This window comes from Nonomuraea sp. NPDC049784 (genome assembly GCF_040659615.1).
In the GTDB taxonomy this organism is placed as follows: domain Bacteria; phylum Actinomycetota; class Actinomycetes; order Streptosporangiales; family Streptosporangiaceae; genus Nonomuraea.
Map to the genome: position 1 here is coordinate 1 of NZ_JBFAMX010000591.1, position 6,423 is coordinate 6,423.

Genomic DNA, 6,423 nt, shown 5'->3' on the forward strand with positions numbered 1-6,423 from the left:
CTTGCTGCCCTTGAGGAAGAGCTTGGTCTTCTCGCGACGGCAGAGCTTGCAGTCCGCGCCCGTGTAACGAGCCATTTCTCTGTATCTCCTGGGCTGCTCCGGGTAGGTGACGCCGAGGTCGATCCCGTACGGCGAGCGCTCGGCCCCGATCCAGGACCCGGTGCCCGGCTGGTCGAGGGGGAACGGCTTGCCGAGGTAGGACTCGAACGCCTCCTTGCCCCGCTCGGCCGCCCCCTCGCCGTAGACGCGGGGACTCGGCGACTCGGGGTAGGCGCTCCAGTATCCCCGCTCGGCGATGGCGGACAGCGCCTTCTCCAGAGTCTCGCGGTGCTGCTCGAACATGGTGTTCACCTCTTGACAGGGATAGTCCGGACGGTGAAGTGTTTACCGAACATTCGGTCAGTTGACAAGGGAAGACTTGCGTTGGAGAGCGCGCGTCGCGCAGTTCCGTGACCGCGGCAGAGAGCTCAGATAGGTGGAAACCCATGAGACTCGGCGATCCCCCCGCGCCGGACCAACTCGACCCCATTGAGCGGGCCTCCCGCGACGAGCTCATAGCGCTCCAGCTCGACCGACTCCAACGGACACTTAGCCACGCTTACCAAAATGTCCCGATTTATCGGCAAAAATTCGATAATGCGGGAGTTCATCCGAACGACTGCAAGGAACTCGGCGATCTGGCGAAATTCCCTTTCACCACGAAGCAGGATCTACGCGACTGCTATCCGTTCGGCATGTTCGCCGTCCCGCGCGAGCAGGTGGCCAGGATCCACGCCTCCAGCGGCACCACGGGCAAGCCGACCGTCGTGGGCTACACCAAGCACGACCTGGACGTCTGGGCGGACGTCATGGCCCGCTCGATCCGCGCGTCCGGCGGCCGCCCCGGCGACATGGTGCACGTGGCCTACGGGTACGGCCTGTTCACCGGCGGTCTGGGCGCCCATTACGGGGCCGAGCGGCTGGGCTGCACGGTGGTGCCGGTCTCGGGCGGCATGACGCCACGCCAGGTCCAGCTCATCACGGACCTGCGGCCCGACATCGTCATGGTCACGCCGTCGTACATGCTGGCCCTGCTGGACGAGTTCGAGAGGCAGGGCCAGGATCCCCGCGCGTCGTCGCTGCGGATCGGGATCTTCGGCGCGGAGCCGTGGACCGAGCGGATGCGTGCCGAGCTCGAGGACCGCTTCGACCTGCACGCCGTGGACATCTACGGCCTGTCCGAGGTGATCGGCCCCGGCGTGGCGAACGAGTGCGTCGAGAGCAAGGACGGCCTGCACATCTGGGAGGACCACTTCTACCCGGAAACGGTCGATCCCTTCACCGGCGAGCCGTCGGAGGCGGGCGAGCTGGTCTTCACCAGCCTCACCAAGCAGGCCATGCCGGTCATCCGCTACCGCACGGGCGACCTGACCAGGCTGCTGCCCGGCACCGCCCGGCCCGCGTTCCGGCGCATGGAGAAGGTGACGGGCCGGACCGACGACATGATCGTCCTGCGCGGCGTGAACGTGTTCCCGACCCAGATCGAGGAGCTCGTGCTGCGTACCGAGGGCCTGTCACCGCACTTCCAGCTCCTCCTGACCCGCCCTCAGCGGCTCGACGTGATGACGGTGAGGGTCGAGGGCCGCCCTGGCTTCGCGGGCGGCGCGGAGGCCGGTGGGGCGCTGCGCAAGGCCGTCAAGGACACCGTCGGCGTGAGCGTGGAGGTCGAGGTCGTGGACCCGGAGACGCTGGAGCGCTCGGTCGGCAAGCTCAAACGAGTCATCGACAAGCGGGATAATTAACCCATGGCCCCTCCAACCCCCACCCGTCAGCGCAAGCGCGGACACGACCCGGAGTCCGTGCTGGCCATCGCCGTCGACGTCTTCAACGAACGCGGCTACGACGGGACGAGCATGGAGGACCTCGCGAGGGCGCTCGGCGTCACCAAGTCGGCCATCTATTACCACGTACCGGGCAAGGAGCAGCTTCTGGCGCGGGCGCTCGACCGGGCGCTCGACGGGCTGTTCGCGGTGGTGGCCGACGAGCGGGCCGCCTCGGGCCCCGCGATCGACCGCCTGGAGTGGGCGGTACGGCAGAGCGTGCGCATTCTCGTGGACCGGCTACCGTACGTCACACTGCTGCTACGGGTGCGCGGCAACAGCAGGACAGAGCAGGCGGCGCTGGAGCGGCGGCGGGAGTTCGACGGGTTCTTCAGCCACCTGGTCAAGGAGGCGGCGGCGGAGGGAAGCATCCGGCCGGACGTGGACCCGGCCCTGGTGACGCGCCTGCTGTTCGGCACGGTGAACTCGATCACCGAGTGGTATCAGCCGGCGCGCGGCGCATCGGCGGACGACCTGGCCGACGCGCTGCTCAAGATGACCTTCAGCGGCCTACGCGTCTAACTCCCCGCGCCGCTGGGGATCGATCTCCGCGGGTGGGGTGCCAGGGGGTGCGGCAGGCCGTTTGATGCGCAGGTCGTTGCGTACGGCGTCGCCGAGCTTCTTGGTGGCCATCCGGTTGAGCGCGCCACCCGCGACCGCTCCCGTGAGGAAGGGGCCGAGCGTGGTCAGGTGGCGGCCGAGCGTCCGGAGGAGGCGGTTGCGTAGGGCGGTCTTGGTGGCCGCGCCGAGCGCCAGCGAGACGGACGTGGGCGTGAGGGGGTCGATGCCACGTTGCTTGGCCCAGGCGGCCGTGAAGGCGACCGCGCGCTGGGTGCCGGAGCCCTGGACGCTGACGCCGTAGACCTCGTGCAGCTCGGCCAGGAGCTTGACCTCGATGGCGGCGACGACGATGGTCTCGGCGACGAGCTGGGCGGGGGCGGAGAGCAGGAGGGGCGGTGCGGCGAACTCCGCAGCCGCGAGTGCTCCGCCGATGGCCCCGACCGTCATCGTGGCCTTCTGGGCGGTGCGCACGAGGTCGTCGGCGAGTTGCTCGCCGGTCAGGCCGTGGTGGTGCTCGGAAAGGGTGTGCAGGTCCCTGATCGGGATGCGGGGGGCGATGTTGAGGAAGACGTCGGCCAGCCAGCGCCCCCGATCGGCGCCGTTGGCGCGCGTCTTCTTCGCCCCGTTGGACAGGGCCAGAGCTAGTCGGCCGAGCAGCCTGCGCCGCTCGGCCGGCTCGAGCTCGCCGGGCGCTGTGAGCTTGCCAACGAGTTCGCCGACCTCGTTCTCGGGGCCGGCGACCTCGTTGCCTGGTTGCTTGTCCTTCTCAGGTTGGGCCACGCGATGCCTCCGTCCTCATGGTCGCGACTGCTCAGGGTCGGTATTCGTCCTTACCCCGAGTCCTTCGCTCCAGTCGATCAGGCGGCGCACTCCCGGCAGACCTGCTGGCCGTTCTTCTCGGAGGCCAGCTGGCTGCGGTGGTGCACCAGGAAGCAGCGCGAGCAGGTGAACTCGTCAGCCTGGCGGGGAATGACCCGCAGGGAGAGCTCTTCGTTCGACAGATCCGCACCAGGCAGTTCGAGCGACTCGGCCAGGTCGGTCTCGTCGATGTCGATGCTGCCAGACGACTTGTCGGTGCGCCGCGCCTGGAGTTCCTGGAGACTGTCCTCACCCAGGTCGTCGTCTGTCTTGCGCGGGCTGTCGTAGTCGGTAGCCATTGTGCTTACTCCATCCCCCTCATCAATATGTCTTCGCGCTCATCGCGCGTCTTCTAACGTCCAGGAAGCCCATCTTGTGCCCGTTCCGTCGGGGAGATTTCCCATCGGTACCCCGCGGGAACGGACAACGAACCTCCCAACACGTCAGGGCCTGCTGCCGTCGGCAATGGTTAGCCAAATATGGCGAAACCCACAGCCTTGGCGTCATGCACCACCGTGTTCGACGGCACATCCAACCACATGTGTGGCCAGAACGAGACGCCCCCCGTACATCAACACGCGGATGAACGCATCGGAGCAACACGAGTCTCAGCGTCTTGGCAGCCGAATGGTCACGACCAGCCCTCCACCATCGCGCGGCACGGCAGCCACATTTCCACCGTGTGCCTGCACCACCGCACGAACGATGGACAGCCCGAGCCCCGCCCCCTTGGCCGATTCCACACGATCCGCATGGAGCCTCCTGAACGGCTCGAACAGGCTGTTCACCTCGTACGCCGGGACGTGTTGCCCCGTGTTGGCCACCTGAACAACCAAGGCACCGTCCACCATTCCCGTCCGGATCCAGACTTTTCCGTTTTCGGGAATGTTGTACTTGACGGCGTTCTCCAGCAGGTTGCTGACGGACCGCTCCAACAGCACGGGATCGCCTATGGTAGGCGCGCTGACCAGTTCGGTCGTCACGGTGACACCGTGTTCCTGGGCGAACGGCTGGACCTGTTCCACGGCCGTCTGGGCGACTTCTTGAACGTCGAGCGGTTTGCGCACGGCGAGTTCGCGCTCGCTCCTCGCCAGCAGCAGCAGTCCCTCGATGAGCTTCTCGTTACGCGCGTTGACCTCGAGGAGGGTACGGCCGAGCGCTTTGAGATCCTCGGACGCCTCGGGATCCGACAGGGCGATCTCGAGGACCGTCCGGTTGATCGTGAGAGGGGTGCGCAACTCGTGGGAGGCGTTGGCCACGAATCTGCGCTGGGTGTCGAAGGCGACGTTGAGCCGGGTGAGCATGGCGTCGAACGTGTCGGCCAGCTCCTTCAGCTCGTCATTGGGGCCCTCCAGGGCGATGCGCTGGTGGGCGAGCGTGCTCTCGGAGAGCTTGCGCGCCGTGGCGGTCATCTTCGTCACCGGGCGCAGCGCCCGGTCCGCGACGAAGTAGCCGATGATGAGCGACAGGATGCCCACTCCGACCAGCGCCATCAAGGAGCTGCGCAGCAACGCGTTCTGAGCGGCCGTCACGGCCTGCTGCTGCGCGTCCCGCCAGACGAGCTGATCCTGCAGGCCCCCGATGTTGAGCGTCGGCCAGTTGTTGTCGATGGCCTGGGCGACGATCGAGTAGACGGAGAACAGCAGCACCGCGGAGGCCGCGAAGACCAGCGCACCGTAGGTAAGCGTCAGCCGCCACCGGATGCTGACCTTCGCGGGGAGCGCCCTCATACGCTCCATCGTCGTCCGTTGCACCGGAGCGTGCGTCGGCGGGGGCGGACCGTCCCAGGCGGGCGGGCCGCTGGGCGGTGGAGCCTCCTGAACGCGCGTAGCCTTCCTCTCCGAATGCGGGCTGATCATCGGATGCGTCGGCCCCGCTTCGCGCTCTGGCCTATCAGTCACAGCTTGTACCCAACTCCGGGCACAGTCTCGATCACCTGAGGCTCGCCCAGCTTCTTCCGCAGCGTCATCATGGTCACGCGGACCACGTTCGTGAACGGGTCGATGTTCTCGTCCCACGCCTTGTCCAGCAGGTCCTCCTGGCTGACCACGGCGCCCTCGGCGCGCATCAGCTCCTCGAGCACCGCGAACTCCTTCTTGGTCAGCACGATCTCCTTGCCGTCGCGCTCCACCAGCCGCTTGCCCGGGTCGAGCCGGATGCCGCCGCGCTCCAGGACGGGCGGCAGGGCGGGGGCGGAGCGGCGGCCGAGCGCGCGTACCCTGGCGACCAGCTCGATGAACACGAACGGCTTGGCCAGGTAGTCGTCGGCGCCCAGGCCGAGACCCTCCACCTTGTCGTCCACGTCACCCGACGCGGTCAGCATCAGGATCCGCGAGGCGCTGCGCTGCTCCACCAGGCGCCGGCACACCTCGTCGCCGTGGACGACCGGCAGGTCGCGGTCGAGCACGATCACGTCGTAGTCGATATAGGAGGTCCGCTCGAGGGCGCCGCCCCCGTCGTAGGCGACGTCGACCGCCATGGCCTCGCGCCGCAGCCCGGTCGCGATCGCGTCGGCGAGCACCCGCTCATCCTCTACAACCAGCACCCGCACGCCTGATGCACCTCTCTCCGGTTGTGGTCACTCATTCTGCTCACAGTGTCGATAAGCGCACGGTAAGCCATGTTCAGGGGTGGGTGACGCCGTGGTCAGGCACGGGAGGGAGAAATTCATGTTTCGGGGGGCGACAAGCCGGGGTATGCCTGCGAGACACCATTACCCGGCAATGGGCGTACTCCGCCCCAAGCACGGATCGGACCCCAGGGAGTAGGTGAGATGGGCGAGTTCACGACCACGATCGAACACCGCCTCGACCAGGCTTATAAGGGCCTGCGGGAGGCCCACAGTGTCGGCGACGACTACCTCGCCGACACACTCACCGCCGAGATCGAGGACCTGCGGCGGCTGGCCGACGATCACGGCGTCCCGTTGCCCCGTTAGCCACGCGGAAACGGCCGGAGCCCAGGGCTCCGGCCGTTTCGCGTCTCACCGGGCGAACGAAGCGTCGCCTCTCGTACGGCGGGTCAGGCGTCCCGTTCGGGGTCGAGTGGCGCCAGGAGGTCATGCAGCTCCTCGAAGAGCCCGGGGGCTGGTCAAGGGGCAGATCGATCTCGACGATGACGGCTACGTCAAGGTGGCCTCGCCGTC

7 protein-coding genes and 1 pseudogene are annotated in these 6,423 nt (G+C 67.4%); 3 read left to right on the plus strand and 5 right to left on the minus strand.

The genetic code is table 11. From position 1 onward, the window contains the following. A pseudogene (locus AB0J09_RS52750) lies at positions 1–342 on the minus strand (hypothetical protein); the annotation flags it as partial. Positions 343–485: 143 nt separating this feature from the next. Here AB0J09_RS52750 and paaK point away from each other — a divergent pair. Beyond that, complete coding sequence (paaK, locus tag AB0J09_RS52755; RefSeq protein WP_360709564.1) at positions 486–1,781, plus strand: phenylacetate--CoA ligase PaaK; 1,296 nt, start codon at positions 486–488, stop codon at positions 1,779–1,781. Positions 1,782–1,784: 3 nt separating this feature from the next. Next, positions 1,785–2,381 carry a TetR/AcrR family transcriptional regulator gene (locus AB0J09_RS52760; protein WP_360709566.1) on the plus strand — a complete coding sequence of 199 codons (597 nt, stop codon included), beginning with the start codon at positions 1,785–1,787 and terminating at the stop codon, positions 2,379–2,381. Here the strand turns inward: AB0J09_RS52760 and AB0J09_RS52765 are convergent. The 4 genes from AB0J09_RS52765 to AB0J09_RS52780 form a co-directional block, all read right to left on the minus strand. After that, positions 2,370–3,200, minus strand: coding sequence for a hypothetical protein (locus AB0J09_RS52765; protein ID WP_360709568.1), 831 nt, complete (start codon positions 3,198–3,200; stop codon positions 2,370–2,372). The two genes, AB0J09_RS52760 and AB0J09_RS52765, sit on opposite strands and share 12 nt — an antisense overlap. 77 nt (positions 3,201–3,277) lie before the next feature. Then, positions 3,278–3,577, minus strand: coding sequence for a DUF4193 domain-containing protein (locus tag AB0J09_RS52770; protein ID WP_020542847.1), 300 nt, complete (start codon positions 3,575–3,577; stop codon positions 3,278–3,280). 309 nt (positions 3,578–3,886) lie between these two features. After that, a complete protein-coding gene (locus tag AB0J09_RS52775; RefSeq protein WP_360709570.1) occupies positions 3,887–5,008 on the minus strand; it encodes a HAMP domain-containing sensor histidine kinase in 1,122 nt (373 codons plus the stop codon). A gap of 167 nt (positions 5,009–5,175) precedes the next feature. Continuing rightward, positions 5,176–5,829, minus strand: coding sequence for a response regulator transcription factor (locus AB0J09_RS52780; protein WP_360709572.1), 654 nt, complete (start codon positions 5,827–5,829; stop codon positions 5,176–5,178). 222 nt (positions 5,830–6,051) lie between these two features. Here AB0J09_RS52780 and AB0J09_RS52785 point away from each other — a divergent pair, with 222 nt between their 5' ends. Then, on the plus strand, positions 6,052–6,216 hold the full coding sequence (locus AB0J09_RS52785; protein WP_360709574.1) for a hypothetical protein: 165 nt from the start codon (positions 6,052–6,054) through the stop codon (positions 6,214–6,216). Positions 6,217–6,423 lie beyond the last annotated feature (207 nt).